A 22,929-nucleotide genomic window follows, 5' to 3' on the forward strand; every position below is an offset into this window, starting at 1 on the left:
GGCCCAACCGAAGGAGATGTGCCAACGGCACATTGAAGTCGGGCGGGAGCACTACCCGCTGCCGCGTTCACTGATATCTTCACCAAAGAACACCAAAGTCCCGTCTTCATCGAGGACATGAAATTCGCGCTGCTGATACGGCTGATCGAATGGCGGGCGCACCCGCCCTTCAGGCAGCTCCTCCAACCCGGGGCGCAGGCTTTCGAACAGGCTGTCGATTCCTTTGACGTCAACATAAAACGACTGCTCATCCCCCAATGCGCGCCCATCCTGACGCGGTGGACATTCCAATAATCGGATCGCTACAGGATCACGGCGCAAAAAGGCATAATTGTCCTGCCTGAATGTGCAGGAAAACCCAAGCCGCTGAGTGTAGAACTCAATCTGCGCGTCCAAAGAAGAACAAAGGACAAATGGTGTAAGTTGTAATATCTGCATCAAAACAGCCCTCTTCCAACCTCGGGCCCGAGACTAGCACATATCAGTCAAGCAGTTGATCACCCCGCAACCCTTCACGCTCATAATGATGCGGCAGCACACGGCCATAGAGTTGACGGGTCCGCTCCACCCCACCACACATGCCTTCGGTTTCGACAAACGAAAAGATACCAACATAGCGTTTCCGTTGTCCTTCAACCGGCGCTACCCGGTGCAAGGCATAGCGCCCCTTGAATATCTGCAGGTCGCCCGGTTGCAGTTCCAGTTGGTGTACGCCCCTCCTGCTGCCATCCAAAATCGCAGCGACGCCTTTGAAATTCTCGTCTTCACTGGTCCGCAGATTGGGTGCGTATTCGAATGCACCGCCCTCCTCGCCATTCTGGATTGCCAGCGTCACGGTGTAATTATTGGTGTCAAAATGCCACGGAAAGCCGCCTCCCTTCTCGACCACATTGATGATCACATCCGCCAACGGGTCATCATATCGGAAGAATCGATCCTCCGGCTCGTTCAAAGCCATGCGGATGAAAGGCATGAAACCTTCATACTCATAAATACGCCGCAGCGGGCTTGTGACAGGGAAGTTGTCAGCCGGAACAAAGGCGTTGGATCGGTCATAAAAACGTCGGATTGGATGACCGATCCCGTAACTGGGATCATCCTGCGTAAAATAGGCATTCGTGCGATTGAACGATCGATGAGCTTTGGGAGCGACGTGATCGGCCTCAGCGATCAGTTTCCCAAGGCCATCTTCGTGCACAAAGCCGGGGAGGACCGCGCATCCATCAACTTCCAGATCCCGCCTCAGGTCAGCGATCAGCTGCCTGTACCCGTATGAATCAGGCCGATCGATCGGATAGCGCCCCAGATCCACAAGATCGTGCAGCATGTCTGACCTCCCGATTTAGCGCTGTTTTCACCAGCCTGCCTCAGCATCGGGCGCTGCTCTGGTCTGTTTCAGACATAGGCCTGACGCAATCAGACCACTGTTGATCGCGGGATCGCGCCCCAAATTTCGGCGAATTTTCGCGGATATTTCTCGACCTGCGTCATTTTGCGCAACAAAATATCAAATCTCACAAGCCCAGACTTACAATATTTTTGTATTTGCCTGTTGACGCCCCTTCCCCTCAACCATAATGTCCCTGCACGCAAAGAAGGAGCCTCTGGCGATGAAAGCGCTAGTCGTAATCGTAGGAAACACGCGCATGGGCCGGTAACGGTAAACCATAATCGAACCCATGCGCCTCCGAAAATCTCGGGGGCTTTTTTTTGGCAACACGCAAGACACATGTCGCGAACGGAGCAAAGCAGATGACACGTGAGATGACCGGCGCAAAGATGGTGGTTCAGGCCCTCAAGGATCAGGGCGTGGACACGGTATTCGGATACCCAGGTGGCGCCGTCCTACCGATCTATGACGAGATCTTTCTGCAAAATGACATCCGTCACATTCTGGTACGGCATGAGCAAGGTGCGGTACATGCTGCCGAAGGCTATGCCCGCTCGACCGGCAAGCCGGGCGTTGCCTTGGTCACATCCGGTCCTGGCGCGACCAATGCCGTGACCGGCCTGACCGATGCGTTATTGGATTCAATCCCGATCGTCGTTCTGACCGGGCAGGTTCCGACCTTCATGATTGGCTCTGACGCCTTTCAGGAAGCAGACACTGTGGGCATCACCCGCCCCTGCACCAAGCACAATTGGCTGGTGAAGGATACCGACTCGCTGGCGGCGACTATGCACGAAGCCTTCCATGTGGCCACATCGGGTCGCCCCGGCCCCGTGCTGGTCGATATTCCGAAGGACGTTCAGTTTGCCTCCGGAGAGTATACAACGCCGAAACCGTCAACTTCCCATTATCAGCCGGTATTGAAAGGCGATTTGGAAGAAATCACGGAACTCGTCGCAGCAATCGAGACCGCGAAGAAACCAGTCTTCTATACCGGTGGTGGCGTTATCAATTCTGGTCCAGCTGCCAGCCAGCTGCTGCGCGAACTGGTGGATGCAACCGGCTTTCCGATCACTTCGACTCTGATGGGGCTTGGGGCCTATCCGGCCTCTGGCGAAAACTGGATCGGTATGCTTGGGATGCATGGGCTCTACGAGGCAAACATGGCGATGCATGATTGCGACCTGATGATCAACATCGGCGCGCGATTTGATGACCGTATCACCGGCCGGATCGATGCGTTCTCGCCGAACTCGATCAAAGCCCATGTAGATATCGACCCTTCGTCGATCAACAAAGTTATCCGTGTCGACATCCCAATAGTTGGCGATGTTGCCCACGTGCTTGAGGATATTCTGAAAGTCTGGAAAGCACGCGGTCGCAAAACAGACGCTGCCAATATCAAGCAGTGGCAAGACCAGATCAACGAATGGCGCAAGGTCAACTGCCTTGCCTTCACAAACAGCGAGAAGACCATCAAGCCGCAATACGCGCTGCAACGGCTTGAAGAGCTGACGAAGAAATATGACCGCTATGTCACGACCGAGGTTGGGCAACACCAGATGTGGGCGGCGCAATACTTGGGCTTTGAGGACCCCAACCGCTGGATGACATCAGGCGGGCTGGGCACCATGGGCTATGGTTTCCCCGCCTCAATCGGTGTGCAAATGGCACATCCCGATGCGCTGGTCATCAACGTGGCTGGTGAGGCCTCGTGGCTGATGAACATGCAAGAAATGGGCACGGCCGCGCAGTACCGGCTGCCTGTGAAACAATTCATTCTGAATAACGAGCGGCTTGGAATGGTGCGCCAATGGCAAGAGCTGCTGCACGGCGAACGCTATTCGCATTCGTGGTCCGAGGCCCTGCCAGATTTCGTTAAACTCGCAGAAGCTTTCGGCGCAAAGGGTATTCTTTGTTCCGACCCAGCTGATCTGGACGACGCGATCATGGAGATGATCAATTACGACGGTCCGGTCATCTTCGACTGCGTGGTCGAAAAGCACGAGAATTGCTTCCCGATGATCCCATCGGGCAAGGCCCACAATGAGATGCTGCTGGGCGAAGCCGAAACGCAAGGTGTTATCCAAGCTGGTGGAGCTGTGCTTGTTTGAGCACCGCTTTGCCACATCTAGGTCAAATGCCGGAGCTAAGGTCGCCGCACGTGACATGAAAAAGGGTTAGATCATGCGTGATCTCAGCAGTCAGTTCTCAGCCAGAGCTTCGAGCCCGGAAGAGAATTTGTCGATATTCGCCGGCCGTCGCGGTTGGCAAGTGGGGCTCATGGTTCCACTCTTCGTTCTAGCGTTGATATTGTTCTGGGTCGGCACAGGCTGGTATGCCGTTGTTGATCAAGGAAAAATGGCGTTATCCGTTGATTTCAAGGTGTTCTGGGCTGCAGGTCACCTCGCGCATTTAGGCGAACCGCTTGCGGCATTTGATATCGACAGATTGTCGGAAATACACGAAGCGTCCAAGGAAGACGATTGGATGCCTTGGTCTTATCCTCCCTCATTCCTTGTCGCACTCCAACCACTCGGGGCATTGTCGTTTTCTCCGGCTTGGGCGATTTTCACAGCGATTTCAATTGTCGCGATGTTTCTTGCTGTGCGGCCATTTTCCTGCGGAATTGTACCGGTTTGGTTTGCTTTTGCACTCTCCCCCGCCATGTTGCCAAACTTGTATATGGGGCAGACCACAACCCTTTGGGCAGCAGGCCTTCTGGCCGCACTAGCGGCGCTAAAGAACGACCGCTTCTTACTAGCAGGGTTCTTTATTGGATTGCTGACGCTTAAACCCCAACTCGGCCTGCTCATACCGCTTGCGCTTTTGGCAAGCGGTGCGTGGAAGACGATCATATCAGCAACGGTCACGACGGTGGTCTTGTCCGTTCTGACCACTCTGGTCGTTGGCGTCGAATATTGGACCGAAATGCGCAACATGATGGGCGTTCACTTTGAAGAGATACGAAGCTCAATCCACCTGAATACGGTCATGCTTAGCCCTTATTCCTTGCTGGCCAGCATAGGTGTGCCAGAAACGCTCGCGCTTGCGATGCAATGGACTTTGACAGTGTTGTCTGGAATTGCAGTCTTCGTTGCATGGCGCAGCCCAAGGGTAGGTTTTGACTTGCGGGTAGCGGTGCTCTTTCTGGGTATTTCCATGTCTACACCGTACTTCTGGTTCTATGAATCTGGGCTGCTTGCAATCGTTGCATTGTTCCTGCTTCGAGCTGGCGTCCTGACAACTTCTCCATGGCGTCTGGTACTGGCCGCCGCAATGTGGATCGGTATCGGACCAGCAACACATATGGTGCTTTTCAAGATGACCGAGATATTGTCTTTGCGCCTCGTGTTTGCCCCGATCCTAATACTGGCTTGCGTAGTTTGCCTCCAAGCGCTGATCTCTGCGCTACGAAAGCCCGAAGAAACTTATGTCCAAGATGAGGTCTATCAATGACTCCGCTAAACATCGTCAAAGGCTCCACCCGCCATTCTGCATATAACCTACGCCCGACATTCTCGGACGTGCAGGAACAACACACGATCGCGGTGCTGGTTGAAAACGAACCGGGGGTTCTGGCCCGCGTAATTGGTCTGTTCTCGGGTCGTGGCTATAATATTGAAAGTCTAACGGTTGCTGAGGTTGACCATACCGGGCATCTCAGCCGAATTACCATCGTCACCACCGGCACCCCGCAAGTGATCGAGCAGATCAAGGCGCAGCTTGGACGCATCGTGTCGGTCCGTGACGTGCATGATCTGACCGTCGAAGGTGCTTCGGTCGAGCGCGAGCTGGCGATCATAAAGGTTGTGGGTGAAGGCGATAAACGGGTCGAAGCCCTGCGACTGGCCGACATTTTCCGGGCCAATGTCGTCGATAGTACGCTGAATTCGTTCATCTTCGAGATCACCGGTGCACCGGACAAGATCGATGCCTTTGCCGATCTGATGCGCCCTCTTGGCTTGATTGAAATCGCCCGTACCGGAGTTGCAGCCCTGTTGCGCGGTGACTAAGCCCCATTTCCGCCCCGGGACTGAATTCATTCTCGGGGCGGCGGCCTGCTTGGCCATTGTGCCCTGCTAACCTCAAAAAGGCTTAATGCGTTCATAAAATATGAGTAACAGCATGAAAAAGATCATGCAAATAGGCTGAAAGCCTATTGATTTTGCTTATCATCAGACTAGCCTGTGACGCGTAGCGAGGCGCTTTGCAGCGCCCGTTGGGGTCAACTTTACGATTTCTGAATACTGCGCGGCCGCTGTGCCGCCGCAAACCTGTTTTTGCTGAAGATACAAACGGAAATCTGGGACAGAAGTGACCGACATCAATCGCAGCCCCGCAGAATTGCGCAGCATGTTCGGAGCCAACCTCAGGCAGCTCGCAAACAGATACCGGTCGGTTTCAGAGCTTTGCCGCCAATTGGGTATCAATCGAACTCAGTTTAATCGCTATCTGTCAGGTGAAAGTTTTCCCAGGCCGGATGTGCTGGACCGGATGTGTCGATTCTTCGATATCGACGCGCGTATCCTTCTGAAACCTTTGGATGAAATAGAACCGGTCACCGCTCATCCCGCATCAGAAATCATCGATCGATTTCTCGTCACCGGGTCAGAAAAAACTATGGCGACCGGATTTTATCACGCCGCTGAGGCCCCGCCAAACCGACGCGAACCAACACTGCACCGGCTGCTGTTTATCCGCCGCATTAGGCATTGCACCTTGCTGCGCAGCTATGAGCCCTTGTCCCATATGCCGAAATGCTCCGCGCCCATGCGTGAGGTTCAGGGCATCGTTTCTCACATCGGCGGACAAGTCTGCGCATTGATGTCCCGGCCCGGCGCACAGGATTGCAGAATGATGGTTCTGAACCTTCCGCCTGAATGGGCACCTCAGGAATGGTCGGGTTATGTGTATCGGTTGGCCGGTGGCAGTGGATCCGATGTAAGACGGCTTACGCTGCATCACCTTGGGCATGATTTGTCCGCAGCACTGCAATCGGCCCGAAAGGCGCACAATTCATCAGGGCCTGACTTAAACGGACAGATTTAAGAGGGTGTCGGCTGAGCAGCCCCGGACGGATCGTTGTCCAAGATCAAGCGATAAAGATGCCAGCTGGCATGCCCCAGCAAAGGCAGGACGATAAACAGGCCCAGGAACCAAGGGATCATGGCCAAAAAAGTGATGATCGCGATGAAGGCCCCCCACGCCAGCATCACACCCATGTTCGCTTTGACATAGGCAAAGCTGGTGATCATCGCGGTTACAAAATCCAGCTCTCGATCCAGCAGCATAGGGATCGACAGCACGGTGATCATGTACAGAATGATTGCAAATACGGCCCCGACCAGTGTGCCCAATACCAACATGCTCAGCCCATTCGGGGTCAGGAATACCTCAAATGATGTTGAAATGTTGGTCATCGTCGACAGCCCCATGAACAGGGCAAAGATCATGTGGCCCAGAAAGAACCAGAACAGAAAGATCACCACGATAATGGCGCAGATCGACGGCAGTTGCCTTCGGCTTTGCTGTATGACCACGCCGAAGATCGCACCGGGATTCAACGGCTCACCCTGTTCCAGCCGGTGCGAGACCTCATATAATCCCACGGCAGCAAACGGCCCGATCAGGGGAAAGCCGATCGCGGCCAAAACCAGCCAGAACGACGTTCCCGTCTGCAGCGTGACCCACGCCATCAGCCACCCGGCCAGCACGTAGAAGCCTGCGAACAGAAGTCCGAAAAGCGGCGCGCGGCGATAATCCTGCCAAGCTCGGCGTAACGCTTCTTTCAGCATCGCGGTATCAACGGGTTTCAGCGTCGGCACACCAAAGGGTTTGTCCATTCTTGTTTTCTCCTCCCGGGCGGTTGTTCTACATGGCGGGTCGTTTCTGAGGCCAAAGCGTTGCAGAATGATATGCCGCCCCAATCGACAAGATCCGCGCATCTGCACCACGCGGACCGAACAGCTGCATTCCCATCGGCAGCCCTTGTGCTCCAAAACCGACAGGCGCACCCAGACAGGGCAACCCCAAAAGGCTGACGGGTGTCACGACCTGCATCCAGCGATGGTAGGTATCCATCCCCTGCCCCTTGATTTCGGTTGGGTACGGCGTTTCGAGCTCGAACGGCCAGACCTGCGCTGCGGGCAACACCAAGGCGTCATAGTCTTCGAAAAGCTCCACCGCCCGCTTGTGCCAGTCAGACCGGTTCACACTGGCCCGGTGCACATCCATCGCGCTGAGCGCCAGGCCGCGCTCCAACTCCCATTGCGCGGTATCTTTGAGTGATGATTTCTTCTTGGCCAAAGGCTCCAACCCTGCGGCCACTGACCAGGAGCGCAGAGTAATCCAACTGTCCCAGATCAGGTCCGCGTCAAACGGTGGTGCAAGCGCCTCAACGCGCGCACCGCGTTCTTCGAAAACGTGCAACGCATCGCGGCATAGCGCGAGGATACCCTCTTCGCATGGAAACGCCCCGCCCCAGTCGCCCAACCAGCCTATGCGCATCCCTGTCAGATCAGCCGCTTGAACGGGCGACACGCGCTCGACCTCTGTGCTTAATGGCATCCTTGGATCGGGGCCGGATATGACGTCAAGCAATAGCCCGATGTCTTCAGGGCTGCGCGCCATAGGCCCCAGAGTTGAAAGCTGATGCAGATAACCGTCCCCCACTGGCTCAGACGGAACGCGCCCCCAACTTGGCCTGAACCCGTATACGTTGTTCCATGCGGCCGGGTTGCGCAGGCTGCCCATCATGTCCGAGCCGTCCGCCAGCGCCAGCATTCCCGTCGCCAACGCCACTGCTGCACCGCCCGACGAACCTCCACAGGTTTTCGTGGGATCATAAGGGTTGCGTGTTGCACCATAGACAGGATTGAACGTGTGCGAACCCAGTCCGAATTCCGGCGTGTTGGTCTTACCGATCAGAATTGCCCCAGCAGCCCTTAGCCGGGCGGCCAGCAGATCGTCAGTTTGCGGCACATGATCCTTGAACAATGGCGAACCCTGCGTCGAAGTGATCCCTGCCACATTTACCAGATCTTTCACCGCTATCGGCAACCCGTGCAGCGCGCCGCGAGGTGACGCGGCATCCGCCGCCCGCGCCTCGGCCATCAAAGCGTCTTCATCCCGCAGCGCGACAATCGCGTTTACCTCACCGTTCACCTGGGCGATCCGATCCAGCGTCGCGCGCATCAGTTCTGCAGCTGAAAGCTGTCGGCGGGACAAGGCGTCAAGAATGTCCGTCGCGGATGCTCTGGTCAAATCCATGCGGGTTGGTCCTTTGGCTGCTCGTCATCAGCCTAGCGACGTGCTCGGACCATTTAAAGCCACTGTTTAAATGTATCTTTTTAGAATTTCGCGAAGAAGAGCGGCGCAAGAGCGCGCATCATCTGATCCTGAGGTCGATCCGCACATTGCTATTGCGGCCCAGCACATTCTTCAGACCAAAGACGATCATCACCAGACTAAGCACCAGCCACAACCCGCTCCACATCAAGGTGGTTCCGCCGAATTCTTCAGCCAGCATGTATGCATCTGATCGCAATCCCGCGCGTCGGATCGTGTCATCGAAAATGTCAAACGGAACGTAGATCATGCTGGTCAGCCCGATGACCCGTAGAATCAGATCACACAGGTTGCGGTTCAGGAACCACGCGGTGGCCAGCATCACCGCTCCACAGCCCGCGCTGAACGCCATGGCAAACGGTTCCCGGATATACAGGAGCGCAATAATCAGCATGACTCCCCCAAAGAGACCAAGCGCAGCCCGATCGGCATTGGTGCGCAGGGCGATCATCAGCAGGCCCATCCCAAGCATCAAGGACCCAAGATATCCCGCTGACAGACTGACAAACCGATTGCCTCCTCGGCCAATAACCAGACCACCTTGTTGTGGAGAGACCGAGAAACTTTCAACCGAACCACCGGTCAGGATAATGGCACCGGCATGTGAAAGCTCATGCAGGAACACAACCAGGATTTTCAACGGAAGCACCAGCATCGTGTTCCAGAACACAAACACCAACGCGACAATTGCGATCAATTGCCAGTGGCCCTTGATCAGGTTCACAGCCGAGGTCAGGGACTGCCGCAATTAGCCCTCGCCCTGCGCCTCGGACCGGCTTTTGCCCGAGACATTCAGGGCCAGTGTCGCCGCCATGAAACCATCCAGATCGCCATCCAGCACACCTTTGGTGTCGGATGTTTCATGATTGGTCCGCAAGTCTTTGACCATCTGATAGGGCTGCAGCACGTAAGACCGGATCTGGTTGCCCCAACCCGCATCGCCCTTGGCTTCGTGGGCGGCGTTGATCTCGGCGTTTCTGCGATCCAGCTCTTGCTGGTACAGCCGGGACTTGAGCGCCTTCATGGCAATATCTCGGTTCTGGTGCTGCGATTTCTCGGAACTGGTCACCACAATTCCGGTTGGAATATGCGTAATCCGAACCGCCGAGTCGGTGGTGTTCACGTGCTGACCACCGGCACCGGACGACCGATAGGTATCTACGCGGATATCGGCCGGGTTCACCTCAATCTCAATATTGTCATCCACCACAGGATAAACCCAGACCGAACTGAACGAGGTATGCCGCTTGGCCGCCGAGTCGAACGGAGAGATACGCACCAGACGGTGCACGCCACTTTCCGATTTCAGCCAGCCATAGGCGTTGTGGCCAGTGATCTTGTAGGCGGCGGACTTGATCCCCGCCTCTTCCCCCGCTGTCTCGGATTGCAGTTCGACCGTATAGCCCTTTTTCTCGGCCCAGCGGACATACATCCGCGCCAGCATCGAGGCCCAGTCGCAGCTTTCCGTACCGCCCGCGCCCGAGTTGATCTCAAGGAAGGTATCATTGCCGTCCGCCTCGCCATCAAGCAGCGCCTCAAGCTCTTTCTTTGCGGCCTTGGTCTTCAGCTTTTTGATCGCTTCTTCGGCGTCGGTCACGACCTCTTCGTCCTCTTCCATCTCGCCCAGTTCGATCAGCTCAATATTGTCGCTGAGATCGGTCTTGATGGATTCGTAGGTCTCGATGGCATCGACCAGCAACTGCCGTTCGCGCATCAATTTCTGCGCGTTCTCGGGATTGTCCCACAGGTTCGGATCTTCTACACGCGCGTTGAATTCCTCCAACCGGTGCGGCGCTGTTTCATAGTCCATGCGCTGCGCCAGCAGCTCCAGCGACTTTTCGATTTCCGCCACGATATTCTGGGTTTCGGCGCGCATGGTCAGGTCCCAACTTGCTCAATCAGGTGTGCGTGATAGCAAGAGGTGCGAGGCACCACAAGACGACTGAGCCGGGAAACTTGGGCGGATCAGTAAAGCCCGCCGCCCTGCAGATCGCCCTGGCTGGCATTGGGACCAACCGTGATCGTATCCCCGGTTGAGGTGGTCACCTGACGGCCCGAACTTGCCTCTTCAAACAACGGCAGGTCAGATCCCATCGCGAAGCCACCGTCATAGACGCGATCGATAAAACCATCCACGCCATCACGGAAATACTCGGCGACCACATATTCTCCACTCGCGTCTTCTGGCAGGCGCGCGCCGCTGAAACGGTCAATCTTGATGAAATGGCCACCCGGAGGCACCTCGAACGGGCCACCGCCGTATTTCTCGACTGCTTTTTCCATAAAGCTTTGGAACACAGGACCGCACAAGGTGCCGCCGTAGGCTCCTCGGCCCATAGGGCGCGGGCGGTCATAACCGATGTAGCAACCGGCCACGATATTTGAGGTGAAACCGATGAACCACGCATCCTTGGATTCGTTCGTGGTGCCGGTCTTGCCCGCTGTGGGCACGGGCAGGTTCACAACACGTGATGCAGTGCCGCGATCAACCACGCCCTTCATCATCGACGTCAACTGGTAGGCGGTGATGGCATCCATGACCTGGCTGCGATCGGTGAGGATCGTGGGCGATTCATCAGGCTCAAGCCAGCTAGAGTTACAATCGACGCACTGGCGATCGTCATGGCGATAGATGGTCTTGCCGAACCGGTCCTGAATACGGTCAACCAGTGTGGGTTCAACCCGCTCGCCACCATTGGCGAACATCGCATAGGCAGCGACCATTTTGTACAGCGTAGTCTCTTCAGACCCTAGCGAGTTCGCAAGGAACGCACCCATCCGGTCATAAACGCCAAACCGCTCGGCATAGCCTGCGACCACGGGCATTGTGACTTCTTGCGCCAGACGGATGGTCATCAGGTTCCGCGACTGTTCGATCCCGGTACGCAACGGGGTCGGACCATAAAACTTGTTCGTCGAGTTTTTGGGACGCCACAGGCCCTGCGGTGTATTCACTTCAATCGGCGCATCCACAACGATCGTTGCGGGGCTGTATCCGCTGTCTAGCGCCGCTGCATAAACGAACGGTTTGAAGCTCGACCCGGGTTGGCGCTGTGCCTGAGTGGCGCGGTTAAACACGGTATCCTGATACGAGAACCCGCCCTGCATCGCCAGAACACGGCCCGAATTCACGTCCATCGCGACAAAGCCGCCCTGCACTTCTGGCACCTGACGGGCAGACCACTGCCCCTCTTCGCCAGCCATTACCAGAATGACATCGCCGCGTTTGAAATTGTCCTGGAAATTGCCCTGCATCCACTTGATGTCTTCGCGCGGGATGGTGCCATCTGCTGGACCATCTTCGATCCCGACGGTCAGGGATTGGTCGGCCACGTTCAAAACAACGGCAGGATACCACTGCGTCGGCAGCACCACGTCGCGGGGGATTTCCATGATCGCCAGCGCCTCGCGCCACTGTGCTTCATCCGCCAGCTTCTCCTCGGCGATGACTTCGCCTGTGCCGCGCCACCGCCCGCGAGAGCGGTCGTATTTCTGCAGCGCCGTGCGCAGGGCTTTCGCCGCTTCGACCTGCATTTCCTCATCCACCGAGGCGCGTACGGTGAAACCGCCAGTAAAGAACTCACCCTCGCCAAAATCCTCGCTCAACTGGCGACGGATTTCGTCGGTGAAATAGTCACGCGGCGGCAGTGCAGTGCGGAAGCTTTCAAAATCGCCGTTCTGAACCGAACGCAAAGGCATCTCGACTTCGGTCTCATAGGTGGCCTGATCGATATAGCCGTTCTGTTGCATCTCGCGCAGCACATAGTTGCGGCGGTTCAGCAAACGTTCTTTCTGCCGCACAGGATGGTAGTCCGATGGTGCCTTGGGCATCGCCGCCAGCATCGCGGCCTCATGCGGGGCCAGTTCCTGCAGAGTTTTGTTGAAATAGGTCTGCGCTGCAGCGGTCACACCATAAGAGTTCTGGCCCAGAAAGATCTCGTTCATATACAGCTCGAGGATCTGTTCCTTGTCCAAGGTATCCTCAAGCCGGGTGGCGAGGATAATTTCCTTGATCTTGCGCTCGGCCCGGCGGTCGCCGGACAGCAGGAAGTTCTTCATCACCTGCTGTGTAATCGTTGATGCACCACGTACGGTTTCGCCCTTGGTGCGCACGGCCTCGACCCCGGCAGCAATGATACCCCGCGGGTCATAGCCCTGATGGGTATAGAAATTCTTGTCTTCCGCCGAGATAAACGCCTGTTTTACCAGATCGGGAATTTCCTCGGACGGCGTGAACAGGCGGCGCTCCTGTGCAAATTCGTCGATCAGCTGGCCCTCACCCGAGTAAATCCGGCTGATCGTCGGTGGTTTGTATTGCGCCAATGACTCGTGGCTGGGCAGGTCTCGGCCATACATCCAGAACACCGCGCCAACGACCAGCGCGGCCATAAAAATACCTAAGGTCACGAGACTGAAAATTGCCCCGAAGAACGAAAGAATGAACCGGATCACGTTACTGCCTTTTACTCGCGATGACGCCTATATAGTGTCGCCCCCGCGCAGGGTCAAAACACGAAAGGCTACAATGGCTGTTTTGCGCCGCTGCGTCATTGTCCGATCAGAGATCGCTTCACCAGATCGTCCCGACGCCAGTTCTCAAGCCCCTGCACAAGCCCATGCGCCATGGATGCGCGCCAGTTTGGATCAGAGATGTTCTTGAAATCGCGCGGGCTGGACAAAAAACCCAGCTCAACCAGAACCGACGGGATATCTGCTGCCTTCAACACCGAAAACGACGAAGAACGTAGCGGACGACGATTCATCGGGCCTCCCTGCTGCGTCATTCCATCCACCAGCGAGCGCGCCAGTGCGCTACTGCGTGGTACGGTCTCTTGCCGAGCCAGATCCAGCAACACATCAGCGACCTGATCGTCTGCACCGCTGAGATCAATACCTGCGATCAAATCACTCCGGTCATGCCGTTCGGCCAGCTTTTGACTGGCAACGTCTGAAGCTTCCTCTGAAAGAGTGTACACGACCGACCCATGCGCCAGCCCTTCGGAAAGCGAATCCGCATGCAGTGAGATAAACACGTCGGCCCCGGCCTGATGTGCCAGCGAGATACGGCGTTCGAGCGAGACGAATTGATCGTCAACACGCGTCATCACCACTTCGAAACCGCCGGTACGCAGCAGCGCCTCTCGCAGCTCTCGCGCGAAGGTCAGCATCAGTGTTTTCTCATTGGTATCAGCGAATTCTGCCCCGGGATCAATGCCGCCATGCCCGGGATCCAGCATGACCCGTACCGCCCGCACGCCGTCGCGCCGCGGCAGTGCCGGTGTCACTGCGGGTTCCGGCAAATCCCAGCCAGGCTGACGGGGGGCACCTGCGCTGGCTGCAAAACTGTCAAAATCAGTGCCTTTCAGGTGCAGCGATAGTTGAGCAGTGCCCGTCGCCTGATCAACCCGCAGATCAGCTGTTTCCACCGCCAGCGGAGCGCCCAGCTCCAACACCAGACGCGACCAACCGGGCACGTATGCGCCGAATTGAACACCGCTGATCCGGCTGGTTTGCAGAAAGGTCTCGCGGTTTAGGCCAGACCAGTCGACCTCTTGGAAATCCAGCACCACGCGGTATGGATCGCGCAGCGTGAACACGCGGTATGGCACGCCTTGAGTCAGCCCAAGTTCGACCCTTACGCCGGTATTGCCATCATCGACGATGCCGCTCTGGTCCGGAAGGACGCGTGCAAGCGCGCTGAAGTCCTGCGCGACAGCGACACCGTTCAACGCCCAGATCAGGGCGATTGCGTAGAAAATCCTGCTCATGGCCTCAAGTTATCCCGAGATCGTTTGAGGCAGAGCCTATCGCATGACGCCGCCTTTGTGAACGCTTTAGGCCGATTGCGGGATCGCACCTCGCTTGGCCATAAAACGTTGCAGCCGATCCAGCCCTTCCTGAATGTCTTCGGTCGATCGCGCATAGGAAAATCGCAGCGTCGTATGCCCGCGCACCGGATCGAAATCCAGCCCCGGCGTCACGGCAACTCCGGCTTTGTCGAGAATCTCGGCTGCAAATGCCCGGCTGTCATCGGTCAAGTCTGAGACATCCGCGTAAACATAAAACGCCCCATCCGGCGGTGCGATACTGGTAAAACCGGCCTTGGGCAACCCGTCCAACATCAACAGACGATTGCGGCGGTATACATCCAGATTTGCCTGCAATTCGTCGTCACAATCCATAGCTGCCAATGCGGCCACCTGACTGGCGTGAGGCGCGCAGATGAACATGTTCTGGGCAATCCGCTCAACCACCCGTACCTGATCTTCGGGCACAACCATCCAGCCAACGCGCCAGCCGGTCATCGAAAAATATTTGGAGAATGAGTTGATCACATAGCACTCATCCGTCAGCTCCAGCGCAGTGACGGCTTTGGCTTCGTATTCCAGCCCGTGATAAATCTCGTCACTGATGAACGATGCACCCTGCCCGTGCGCCGCATCGATCAGCGCCTGCATCGCCTTGTGATCCAGCATTGTTCCAGTCGGGTTGGCAGGCGAGGCAACCATCAATCCCTGCAAATCAAGCCCCGTGAAATCGGCGGGCACCGGCTGCAGCCGGTTTTCCGGTGCTGTCGGCAAGTCTACCGGCACCAAACCCAAGGCTTTCAGGATTTGCCGATAAGAGGGATATCCCGGGGCACCAATCCCCACCCGATCACCGCTGTCGAACAGAGCGGTAAAGGCGAGCAAAAACCCGCCCGATGATCCCGGTGTGATGACCACCCGTTCTGGATTGAGATCAACGCCATACCATTCGCCATACATCTGCGCGATCCGCTGACGAAGAGCGGGCAAACCCAAAGCCACCGTATACCCAAGCGGCCCTTGTTCCATGGCCTTCGCCAATGCTTCGGTTGCCCCTTTGGGTGCGCCGGTCCCCGGTTGACCTACTTCCATGTGAACGACATGCCGCCCGGCTTCTTCCGCCTTGCGCGCGGCCTCCATCACGTCCATCACGATGAAGGGATCGACCCCGGAACGGGTTGAGTTTCTCATGGCCATCTCCCATGTTGCAGCCATGGCTTTTGAACGCTTATCCCGGCTGGCGTCAATCCCGGCCGTGTTGCTGCTGGCAGTGACATGGTCGATCAGCGCCATGCAGGCCAGCGCGCAAAGCCTGATCCGCGATCCCGACATTGAACACGGGCTGCAAGAGCTTGCCTTTCCGATCCTGCGGGCCGCTGGCCTGAACACCAACCGGGTGCGCGTTCTGATCGTCAATGATGGTACGTTCAATGCCTTCGTGATCGATTACAACACGATCTATATCAACTATGGCTTGATCCTGAGCGTCGATACGCCCGAGATGCTGCAAGCGGTGATCGCACACGAGGCCGCGCACATCGCCAACGGCCACTTGGCCAGACGCTCAGAGAACCTGCGCGCGGCACAACGTAACGCGCAGCTTGGGACACTTTTAGCGCTTGCAGCCGCAGCCGCAGGTGGCGGAGAAGCTGCTGCAGGAATTGCAGCGGGCACACAAGCCTCGGCGCTGCGCAGCTTTCTGGGCCATACGCGGGCTGAAGAAGCCTCGGCGGATCGAAGTGCTGCCAGCTATTTGCGTTGGGCGGGAGTATCTCCGCGCGGGATGGTCAACCTGCACCGTAAGTTCGCGGGGCAAGAGCTGTTGAACCCCGTCAATCAAGACCCCTACATGCGCTCACACCCTACCAGCCGCGAACGTTTGCGCGCCGCCGAGGCCTTTCTGAACGAATTCGGCGACAAGGCAGAGCAAAACGCAAATGCCGATTACTGGTTCGCGCGGATCAAAGGTAAGTTGTCAGCCTTTCTTCGATCCCCGACCTGGACCATGCGTCGCGCGGGCGAAGAAAAAGATCGTGACATACGCCTGATGCGCGAGGCATCGGCCCATCATCAAAATCGCGATCTCGCCCGTGCCCGCGCCGCAATCAATGGTGCGCTTGAGATTCGCCCTGACGATCCGTTTTTTTATGAATTGAAGGGCCAGATTCTATTGGAGAACCGGCGCGTGCCCGAAGCTGTGGATGCCTACGGTGCAGCCGTTGATATGGCGCCCAACAATGCCCTGATCCTCGCCGGTTACGGACGTGCTTTGCTGGCGGATGGCAAGACGAAGAAAGCCCTGCAAGTGCTTGAAAAGGCGCGCGCACGCGACTTTCGCAATGCCCGGCTGATGCAGGATCTGGGTTCTGCCTATTCGCAGGTGGGCAACAACGGAATGGCGTCTGCGGTGACTGCAGAACGCTATGCGCTGCAGGGCCGACTTGATGATGCGGGCATACATGCTAAACGGGCTGTTGCACAGCTCCCCGAAGGCTCTCCGGGTTGGCAAAGGGCACAGGATGTGTTGATTGCCTCGGAGCGCGCAAAGAAGAAGAAAAAGAGGAAACGGAAATGATCCTGAGACATGCTGCACCGGCCCTATTGGGTCTTTCCCTGATCACTGGTCCTGCGCAGGCGCTGGAATTGAACGCGATGAGCGACGCCGAGAAGGCCGAGTTTGGCGCACAGGTGCGCGAATACCTTCTGGAAAACCCCGAAGTGATCCTCGAGGCGATCAACATCCTTGAGGAACGCAATGCCGTTGCCGAGGCTCAGGCTGACAAGGAGCTCGTCGCGGCCAACGCTGACGAGCTTTTTAATGACGGTTACAGCTGGGTCGGTGGCAATCCGGACGGCGATATTACTCTGGTCGAGTTCATGGACTACCGTTGCGGTTACTGCCGGCGCGCCGTGCCCGAAGTGGCCACCCTGCTGGCCGAGGACGGCAATATCCGTCTTGTGATTAAGGAATTGCCGATCCTGGGCGATGCCTCTGTAGCGTCATCCCGCTTTGCCATCGCAACAAAACAGGTGGCGGGAGACGATGCCTATAAGCAGGTGCATGACGCTCTGCTGGAATTCAGCGGCGAGCCCTCCGAGGTGACCCTGCGCCGGATTTCAGATGGGCTGGGTCTGGACAGCGACGCGATCATCGCGGCAATGAACAGCGATGAGGTCACCGAAGAAATCGCAAAAACCCGCGATCTGGCGCAAAAGCTGCGGATTTCAGGCACACCATCCTTTGTTCTGGGCACCGAAATGATGCGCGGGTACCTGCCCGCAGACCAAATGCTCCAGATCGCAAATGGAGTTCGGGCAGAACAGGGTTAAGTCATCACTGTAGGTTTCCAGCATGGATCGACGGAACCTCTTACTCACTGGAGGCGCGCTGAGTTTTATGGGCCTGTCTAAGCAAACCCTCGCTCAGCGCACTTCAAACTTCTTCGTACCGGCGGAAGAAGCGCCCCACGAACGCACATTCATGCAATGGCCGGTCAGCCGCAAAGTTTACCGTGACCAGATCTTTCTGGATATGGTGCAACAAACCATCGCGGAAATCGCGAACGCCATTTCCGCCTTTGAACCCGTGACAATGCTTGCGGCGGCAAAGCACCATGCGGATGCGCGTCAAAAACTTTCCTCATCAGTCGAGCTCTGGGATGTTCCAACCGAAGATTTGTGGTGCCGCGACGCAGGTCCAATCTTCGTGATCGACAATCGAGGCGGGATTGCGGTCAGTCATATCCAGTTCAACGGCTGGGGCCGGAAACAGGTGCACAAACACGATGCGCAAATCGCCAGTAAGGTTGCCGATCACCTCGGCCTACCCCTGCTTCCGTCCGGCTTGAGGGGCGAGGCCGGTGGTGTAGAACAAGACGGGCATGGGTTGATCATGGCCCATGAAAGCTCGTGGGTGAATGAGAACCGCAATCCAGACCTGTCACGCAACGAAATTGAATCCCGATTACTGGCAGCCTATGGGGCTGACCGCATGGTCTGGTCTGATGGGGTCTGGGGCGAGGATATCACCGATTACCACATCGACAGTCTGGCGCGCTTCACCGGCCCTGGGCGCGTTTTGATCAACCTGCCAGACGAGCCGGATATGGATGATCCGTTTCATGTCGCGGCCCTTGATACTCATGACCGTCTCGTCGCCGAAGGATTGCAGGTTGTGGTGATCTCTGAACCCAATAGGCGCCGAGTTAACGATCCCGAATTCGTGGCGTCTTATGCGAATTACTATGTTTGTAATGGCGGCATCGTGATGGCCCAGTTCGGAGACCGCGAAACCGATGAGATTGCACAGATGGCCCTAGCTCGTCACTACCCCGGGCGCGAGATCATTGCATTGAATGTCGACGTATTGGGCGAGCTGGGCGGCGGCATTCACTGCGCGACACAGCAAATGCCTGTTGCATAGGCCTTGTTACTCAGCAGCTTCAGCTGCCGAATCCAGCTCTGCTGCCTTCTTTTCGACCTCTTCAACGATGTGATCAATCATCTGGTCGTTTGACATCTTGTGGCTGGCTTTGCCTGCCAGATAGACCATGCCCGAGCCTGCCCCGCCACCGGTGAAACCGACATCGGTCATCAGCGCCTCACCCGGACCGTTCACGACACAGCCGATGATCGACAGGCTCATGGGTGTCTTGATGTGTTCCAAGCGATGTTCCAACGCCTCAACCGTTTTGATTACGTCAAAACCCTGTCGCGCGCAGGAGGGGCATGAGATGATGTTTACGCCGCGATGGCGCAGGCCCAGAGATTTCAGGATCTCATAGCCGACCTTGACCTCTTCCACCGGATCAGCAGACAGGCTGACGCGGATCGTGTCGCCAATGCCCATCCACAGCAGATTGCCCAGACCGATGGCCGATTTGATGGTGCCGCTTACCAGCCCTCCGGCCTCGGTGATGCCCAGATGGATGGGCGCATCCGTCGCCTCGGCAATGCCCTGATAAGCCGCGGCTGACAGGAATACGTCGCTGGCTTTCACACTGATCTTGAAATTGTGAAAGTCGTTGTCTTCGAGAATACGGATATGCTCCAACCCGCTCTCGACCATCGCTTCGGGGCACGGCTCGCCGTATTTCTCAAGCAGGTGCTTTTCCAGGCTCCCTGCATTCACCCCGATCCGGATCGAGCAATTGTGGTCTTGCGCGGCTTTGATAACCTCTTTCACCCGTTTTTCATCGCCGATATTGCCCGGATTGATCCGCAGACAGGCCGCACCGGCCTCGGCAGATTCGATTCCGCGACGGTAGTGGAAATGAATATCAGCTACGATAGGAACAGGGCTTTCGCGCACGATCTCTTTCAGCGCTTTTGACGAGGCCTCATCCGGGACCGAGACCCGCACGATATCCGCCCCCGCCTCTGCTGCCGCCTGCACCTGTGCCACGGTCGCAGCCACATCGGTGGTCAGCGTGTTGGTCATGGTCTGCACGGCAATCGGTGCGTCACCTCCGACGGGCACATTGCCAACCATGATCTGGCGGGATTTGCGGCGATAGATATTGCGCCAGGGGCGCACGTGATTGAGCGACATGAGGATCGATCCGGATCAGCCTGAATTGACCCTTAGATAGTTCGCCATCCCTTGGGGAGCAATGCCAAGATCACTCGGCGGGCGCTTCTGCCGCCTCGGTCTGCAACTCGGCCACCAGTTGCTTGAGTGCGCTGTTCTGATCGGCCTCAAGATCGGCAACTGCGAAGGTTTCTGCAACGGCATCTTTTGACAGAACAACGCCTTTGGCCACCGTACCCGGCGCGCCCACAGGACCAAAATGTTCGCCATTCATCGAGAAATAGACCGACCCCGCAGCTCCTGCTCGCAGTTGCGGGGGTTCCTCGGTGAGCGGCACTTCAAACGTGCTGCCCTGCTCAACGGTGCCCAGAGTTCCTTCGAAAATCACGCTGCCATCGGCTGCCGTGACACGCATCCAAGCAGGGTTCACGGCCACGATCTTCAGCGTCGTTTCCAGCTTTTCAACCACTTGAGGCAAGGCCGGGCGTTCAACCGTATGAACTTCGGTCACTTTGATTTGCGGAGGTTCAGGCGCGCGGAACGTTCCGACATTGCGCGGATCAAGGGTGGAAATCGGCGCATCCCGCGCCACCAGCACCGGCACATCAAGCGCCTGCGGACGATACAGACGATCCAGCGCTTCAGAGCTTGGCACCTCGGCGCTGGCCAGTTCGGTTCCCTCGGGCCGGGCCTGTGCGGCATCCAGCGGGTCAAGGTCTGTAAGCACGACGGGGGCCTGCTCAACCGGGCTGACCTGCACCTGCTGAATGCGGTTCAGAACCGACCAGCCCCCATAACCGATGCCGCCAATGACGGCCAACAGCACCAGCGTCGATCCAATAGCACGCGGTTCAATCTGGCTGACTAAGGATTCGCGGCCCGGAATATAAGGCGTATTGGGCGAGACAAACGGATCACGTCCCATCGGCCCGCGTGAGGGCAAACCACCCTGCGCCTTTTTGACCACCGACGCCTCGGCCGACATGCCATGCGCAACCTCGAAACCGCTTTCCTGACAGAAGGTCGCAAAAGTCTCATCGGGGTTCATGCCCAGATAACGGGCATATGAACGCACATACCCGGCGATGAAGCCGGGTGTGTCAAAGGCATCGGGATCTGCATTTTCGATGGCGGCGATGTAGTTGGCTTTGATTCGCAGTTCACGCTGCACATCCAGAAGCGACTTGCCCATCGTTGCACGTTCGCCGCGCATGACATCGCCAAGCCGTACCTCATAGTCATCAAAACCCTTGGGTCTGACGTCCATGTCTTCTTCGGAATCGCGCTGTGATCTGCGCCCAATCATTCCTGCTGCCCCATCTTTGCCTGTCGCGTGTTACGCGCAAACGTCGAATCGCCCCTATAACGATTCGTCCGCTTCTTTTGTTAGCGTAAGCTTAACACGCAGCAAACTCGTTGCACACTTTAGCGTGAGGTTATCCAGCAAGTTCGGCGCGATTTAGCGCACAATGTGACCAAAGTTCGTCCATCGCCTGCACCAGACGGTTCATTTCGTCGGGTCCATGCACCGGAGATGGCGTAAACCGAAGACGTTCGGTGCCGCGCGGAACGGTCGGGAAATTGATTGGCTGCACATAGATACCATAGTCATCCAGCAGCATATCGCTCAACTTCTTGGTGTGGACTGGGTTGCCAACGATCACCGGCACAATGTGGCTGCCGCGATCAATCAGAGGCATGCCAAGCCCTTTCAGCCTCAGCTTAAGAATGCTGGCCTGGGTCTGGTGCTGCTCGCGCAGTTCAGGCGCGCGCTTGAGATAGGCCACCGAGGCTGCCGCCCCTGCCGCAACCGCAGGTGGCAGCGAGGTAGTGAAGATAAAGCCCGGCGCATAGGACCGGATGGCGTCACACATCTTGGCACTCGCCGCGATGTAGCCGCCCATGACACCGTAGGCTTTGGCAAGCGTTCCGTTGATGATGTCAATGCGATGCGCCAACCGATCACGCTCGGTTACGCCCCCGCCGCGGGGGCCGTACATGCCAACCGCGTGAACCTCATCAATATAGGTCAAAGCACCGAATTCATCGGCCAGATCGCAAATATCTTCAATGGGTCCGAAATCGCCATCCATCGAATAGACCGACTCAAACGCGATCAGCTTGGGGGCTGCAGGGTCATCAGCCTCAAGCAACTCACGCAGATGCGCCACGTCATTGTGGCGGAAGATGCGTTTGGCCCCCCCGTTGCGGCGCACGCCTTCGATAATCGACGCATGGTTCAGTGCATCGGAATATATAATCAGGCCGGGGAACAGTTTTGGCAGAGTGCTGAGTGTCGCGTCATTGGCGATATAGGCACTGGTGAATAGCAGTGCGGCTTCTTTGCCGTGCAAGTCCGCCAATTCAGCTTCCAGCCGTTTGTGATAGACTGTCGTGCCTGAAATGTTGCGCGTTCCGCCCGAGCCTGCGCCTGCGGCCTCCACCGCCTCGTGCATGGCCTCCAAAACAACAGGATTCTGACCCATGCCCAAATAATCATTGCCACACCACACGGTGATGTTCTGCTGCGAACCATCGGGACAAGTCCGTACCGCATGCGGAAAATGACCGTTCCGACGTTCAATATCGATAAAGGTCCGATAACGTCCTTCGTCATGCAGCCTGGCAATCGCTGTATCGAGCTGAGCAGTATAGTCCAACGGACCCTCCTTGGATGCCCGGTTATTATAGCCCCGGGCGACTTTTTTCGCCACTTCACAAGCCGGGCTGGAAGTATGACGTCGCGTTCATCTGTCCAACTGGCCTACAGCCGAATAGCTGAACCCAACTTTGATTTGCATCAAATAACGCCAAACGCCTAAACCGACAAGCAAAGTTACGACCACAAGACG

Annotated in this window: 19 protein-coding genes; 7 read left to right on the top strand and 12 right to left on the bottom strand. The window is 56.9% G+C overall.

What is annotated here, in order from left to right; all coding sequences use genetic code 11:
* Positions 1–51: 51 nt before the first annotated feature.
* Positions 52–438, bottom strand: a complete 387-nt coding sequence (locus tag ACR0EN_RS04120) for a bleomycin resistance protein (protein ID WP_255612071.1) — start codon at positions 436–438, stop codon at positions 52–54.
* A 43-nt stretch (positions 439–481) separates the two neighbouring features.
* Positions 482–1,327, bottom strand: coding sequence for a HalD/BesD family halogenase (locus ACR0EN_RS04125; protein ID WP_170422173.1), 846 nt, complete (start codon positions 1,325–1,327; stop codon positions 482–484).
* Positions 1,328–1,752: 425 nt separating this feature from the next.
* Between ACR0EN_RS04125 and ACR0EN_RS04130 the strand changes: the two genes are divergently transcribed.
* The 4 genes from ACR0EN_RS04130 to ACR0EN_RS04145 all read left to right on the top strand — a co-directional run bounded on the left by ACR0EN_RS04130 (position 1,753) and on the right by ACR0EN_RS04145 (position 6,442).
* Positions 1,753–3,504 carry an acetolactate synthase 3 large subunit gene (locus tag ACR0EN_RS04130; protein ID WP_170396584.1) on the top strand — a complete coding sequence of 584 codons (1,752 nt, stop codon included), beginning with the start codon at positions 1,753–1,755 and terminating at the stop codon, positions 3,502–3,504.
* 73 nt (positions 3,505–3,577) lie between these two features.
* A complete protein-coding gene (locus ACR0EN_RS04135; RefSeq protein WP_480585323.1) occupies positions 3,578–4,849 on the top strand; it encodes a glycosyltransferase family 87 protein in 1,272 nt (423 codons plus the stop codon).
* Positions 4,846–5,406: an acetolactate synthase small subunit gene (gene ilvN, locus ACR0EN_RS04140; RefSeq protein WP_170396580.1), complete on the top strand. Its 561-nt coding sequence runs from the start codon at positions 4,846–4,848 to the stop codon at positions 5,404–5,406. Before ACR0EN_RS04135 ends, ilvN begins: the two co-directional genes overlap by 4 nt.
* A gap of 340 nt (positions 5,407–5,746) precedes the next feature.
* On the top strand, positions 5,747–6,442 hold the full coding sequence (locus ACR0EN_RS04145) for a helix-turn-helix domain-containing protein (protein WP_480585684.1): 696 nt from the start codon (positions 5,747–5,749) through the stop codon (positions 6,440–6,442).
* Here ACR0EN_RS04145 and ACR0EN_RS04150 read toward each other — a convergent pair.
* The 7 genes from ACR0EN_RS04150 to ACR0EN_RS04180 form a co-directional block, all read right to left on the bottom strand.
* Positions 6,439–7,236, bottom strand: coding sequence for a DUF2189 domain-containing protein (locus ACR0EN_RS04150; protein WP_170396570.1), 798 nt, complete (start codon positions 7,234–7,236; stop codon positions 6,439–6,441). The genes ACR0EN_RS04145 and ACR0EN_RS04150 overlap by 4 nt on opposite strands.
* A 28-nt stretch (positions 7,237–7,264) precedes the next feature.
* Entirely contained in the window at positions 7,265–8,662 is a 1,398-nt protein-coding gene (locus ACR0EN_RS04155; RefSeq protein ID WP_480585325.1) for an amidase, read from the bottom strand.
* 118 nt (positions 8,663–8,780) lie between these two features.
* A complete protein-coding gene (locus ACR0EN_RS04160; RefSeq protein ID WP_480585328.1) occupies positions 8,781–9,488 on the bottom strand; it encodes a M50 family metallopeptidase in 708 nt (235 codons plus the stop codon).
* Positions 9,489–10,616, bottom strand: coding sequence for a peptide chain release factor 2 (gene prfB, locus ACR0EN_RS04165; RefSeq protein WP_480585329.1), 1,128 nt, complete (start codon positions 10,614–10,616; stop codon positions 9,489–9,491).
* 89 nt (positions 10,617–10,705) lie between these two features.
* Complete coding sequence (locus ACR0EN_RS04170) at positions 10,706–13,192, bottom strand: penicillin-binding protein 1A (protein ID WP_480585332.1); 2,487 nt, start codon at positions 13,190–13,192, stop codon at positions 10,706–10,708.
* 95 nt (positions 13,193–13,287) lie between these two features.
* Positions 13,288–14,508 (bottom strand): N-acetylmuramoyl-L-alanine amidase, encoded by a 1,221-nt coding sequence (locus ACR0EN_RS04175; protein ID WP_170626681.1) that lies wholly within the window; start codon positions 14,506–14,508, stop codon positions 13,288–13,290.
* Positions 14,509–14,574: 66 nt separating this feature from the next.
* Entirely contained in the window at positions 14,575–15,738 is a 1,164-nt protein-coding gene (locus tag ACR0EN_RS04180; protein WP_480585335.1) for a pyridoxal phosphate-dependent aminotransferase, read from the bottom strand.
* Between ACR0EN_RS04180 and ACR0EN_RS04185 the strand changes: the two genes are divergently transcribed.
* The 3 genes from ACR0EN_RS04185 to ACR0EN_RS04195 are packed head-to-tail and all read left to right on the top strand — an operon-like array spanning position 15,737 to position 18,970.
* Positions 15,737–17,122 carry a M48 family metalloprotease gene (locus ACR0EN_RS04185; protein ID WP_480585338.1) on the top strand — a complete coding sequence of 462 codons (1,386 nt, stop codon included), beginning with the start codon at positions 15,737–15,739 and terminating at the stop codon, positions 17,120–17,122. The two genes, ACR0EN_RS04180 and ACR0EN_RS04185, sit on opposite strands and share 2 nt — an antisense overlap.
* Positions 17,119–17,877, top strand: coding sequence for a DsbA family protein (locus ACR0EN_RS04190; RefSeq protein WP_170396556.1), 759 nt, complete (start codon positions 17,119–17,121; stop codon positions 17,875–17,877). The genes ACR0EN_RS04185 and ACR0EN_RS04190 overlap by 4 nt, the downstream gene beginning before the upstream one ends.
* 22 nt (positions 17,878–17,899) lie before the next feature.
* Positions 17,900–18,970 carry an agmatine deiminase family protein gene (locus ACR0EN_RS04195; RefSeq protein ID WP_480585341.1) on the top strand — a complete coding sequence of 357 codons (1,071 nt, stop codon included), beginning with the start codon at positions 17,900–17,902 and terminating at the stop codon, positions 18,968–18,970.
* A 6-nt stretch (positions 18,971–18,976) separates the two neighbouring features.
* Here the strand turns inward: ACR0EN_RS04195 and ispG are convergent, their stop codons facing one another.
* The 3 genes from ispG to hemA form a co-directional block, all read right to left on the bottom strand.
* Positions 18,977–20,098, bottom strand: a complete 1,122-nt coding sequence (ispG, locus tag ACR0EN_RS04200) for a flavodoxin-dependent (E)-4-hydroxy-3-methylbut-2-enyl-diphosphate synthase (RefSeq protein WP_480585344.1) — start codon at positions 20,096–20,098, stop codon at positions 18,977–18,979.
* Positions 20,099–20,168: 70 nt separating this feature from the next.
* Positions 20,169–21,383 carry a helix-turn-helix domain-containing protein gene (locus ACR0EN_RS04205; protein ID WP_170817904.1) on the bottom strand — a complete coding sequence of 405 codons (1,215 nt, stop codon included), beginning with the start codon at positions 21,381–21,383 and terminating at the stop codon, positions 20,169–20,171.
* Positions 21,384–21,513: 130 nt separating this feature from the next.
* Positions 21,514–22,737 (bottom strand): 5-aminolevulinate synthase, encoded by a 1,224-nt coding sequence (gene hemA / locus ACR0EN_RS04210; protein WP_480585347.1) that lies wholly within the window; start codon positions 22,735–22,737, stop codon positions 21,514–21,516.
* Positions 22,738–22,929: the final 192 nt, after the last annotated feature.

The sequence above is a fragment of the Ruegeria sp. AB7 genome (genome assembly GCF_056542625.1).